Raw genomic sequence first — 2,216 nt, forward strand, 5'->3', positions numbered from 1 at the left:
CCGCCCCAGGCCGGCCTGGGGGCGCGCAACTGCTCGCCATACACGTCCATCACCAGCCGGGCCACGTCCTGCAGCGCGGCGCGCAGGCGCGCGGAATGGTTGGGGATGTCGGCGATCTCCTCCACCTCGACCAGCGCGCCGATGCGCAGCGCGCGGCTGGCCAGGCGGTCGATCCAGGTCAGGCGGGACAGGTCGGCCTCGCACGCGAACTGGTCGAGCGCGGTCGCGGGCAGGTGGTGCGCCTCGTCCAGCACCAGCAGGCAGTTGTCCAGCTCGGGCAGTAGCCGCGCGCCCAGCGAGGACAGCAGCAGGTCGTGGTTGGCCACGATGACCTGCGCGGCCACCAGCGCCTTGCGCCGGTCGTAGTAGGTGCACTGGCTGAAGGCCGGGCAGTGCTTGCCGGTGCAGGAGCTGGCCTCGGCCGCCACGGGGCTCCACACCTCGGACTCGGGCGGCACCTCCAGGCTGTCGCGGTCGCCGTCCCAGGCGCCCTTGGCGAGCACGTCGGCCATGGTGGCGTAGAACTTCATGCGCGCCTCGGTCTCCTGGCGTGGTCGGGCGGCGCGGGTGGCGGCCTCTTCCTCGGCGAAGAGGTCCTCCTCCTCCGGCGAATGGGCCTCGCCCGTGCCGGCGAGCCGCTCCAGCTTGAGCTTGCACACATAGCGCCCGCGGCCCTTGGCCAGGGCGAACTTGAAGGGCTGCTCCATGCGCGCGGCCAGGGCCGGGAGGTCCTTGTTGACGAGCTGCTCCTGCAGCGCCACCGTGGCGGTGGAGATCAGCACCCGCGTGCCGCGCGAGATCGCCATGGCGATGGCCGGCACGCTGTAGGCCAGCGACTTGCCGACCCCCGTGCCCGCCTGCACGACGGCGATGGAGCGCGTGGGCGGCGGCGCCTCGCCGTCGGGCCCCTCCTCCACCTTGCCCAGCTGCGCCACGCTGAAGGTGTGCGCCACCTGCTCGGCCATGCGCCGCTGGCCGGCGCGGCTGCGGAACCCATCGGTGGCGCCCACCACCGCATCGAAAGACTGCAGGGCCTGCGCGGCCCATTCCTGTTGAGACATACAGTAGTGTGGCATGCCCGGGCCGGCCCCGGAAACGGTTCGGGTTCTCGGCAGGGCACGGCGCGCGGTCGCTAAACTCCCGGGGCGTCCCTTCGTTCCCCACCCCTCCAACCGACCGAACGAGACCCCCATGGCAGAACACCTGGCCTCCATCACCTGGCAGCGCGGCAGCGACGCCTTCCTGGACCGGCGCTACCACCGCGCCCACCAATGGCAGTTCGACGGCGGGGCCACCGTCGCCGCGTCGTCCTCGCCGCACGTCGTGCCCCTGCCCTACTCCGACGCAGCCGCGGTGGACCCGGAGGAGGCCTTCGTCGCGGCGCTGTCGAGCTGCCACATGCTGTGGTTCCTGGACCTGGCCTGCCGCGACGGCTGGCGCGTGGACCGCTACCGCGACGACGCCGTGGGCACGATGGCGCCGGACGACCAGGGCCGCCCCGTGGTCGCCCACGTGCAGCTGCGCCCCGTCACCCGCTTCGACCCCGCCCACGCGCCCAGCCAGGAGGCGCTGGAGGCGCTGCACCACCGGGCGCACGCGGCGTGCTTTCTCGCCAACTCGGTCCGCACGCGCATCGACTGCGCGCCCGTGCTGGAAACGGCGGACGCGGCCTGAAGGGCTTCGATCCCGCCGTGGATTGCGCGCGGGGCCGGCACCGCCGCGGCGGGTGGCCGCGTGCCGAAGCACCACCCGGTTGCTATTTAATTAATAGCAATATGCCCTAGTATTGATTGCGCCAGCGGCCTGAAAGGCTTCAAATCGCCCCCGCCGTCGCCGGCTGTGCGCACCCGCCTACAGACGCCGCCGGAGGGCTTTCCTAGCATCGAGGCCATGCCTTTTCGGCACAGCCACACGACAGGAGCCCCGCAATGTCCACCCCCCGCGATTCCCTTTCCGAGACCCCCGGTGCCCGAGCGCAAAGGAGCGCCGCGTCGACACCACGCAGTCACACCCCGCCCCTGACGCCGACAGCAAGAACCCCGACGGCCCCGAGCCCCGCCTGCCGCACGAGCGCGATCAGGCGGTGGAGATGACCGGCGGCGAGCCATCCGAAGAAATGCAGCAGGCCTACAAGGACGTGCAGCGCGGCCTCAGGACACCGACCGCGGCAAGCCAGCCCACGAGGCCTACCAGAACGCAAAAGCGCTGAGCAGGAA

Annotated in this window: 2 protein-coding genes; one reads left to right on the forward strand and one right to left on the reverse strand. The window is 71.7% G+C overall.

The features are described from left to right. The coding region (locus AC27IQ_RS22880; RefSeq protein ID WP_487090912.1) for a DEAD/DEAH box helicase at positions 1–1,061 on the reverse strand (1,061 nt) is incomplete at its 3' end. A gap of 130 nt (positions 1,062–1,191) precedes the next feature. Between AC27IQ_RS22880 and AC27IQ_RS22885 the strand changes: the two genes are divergently transcribed. Next, complete coding sequence (locus AC27IQ_RS22885; protein WP_487090911.1) at positions 1,192–1,674, forward strand: OsmC family protein; 483 nt, start codon at positions 1,192–1,194, stop codon at positions 1,672–1,674. Positions 1,675–2,216: the final 542 nt, after the last annotated feature.

Source organism: Acidovorax sp. KPB24-07 (assembly GCF_057543315.1).

Bases quoted from the DNA above. Each gene is read 5' to 3' on its own strand.
- AC27IQ_RS22885 (WP_487090911.1), top strand. From the start codon at position 1,192: ATGGCAGAACACCTGGCCTCCATCACCTGGCAGCGCGGCAGCGACGCC.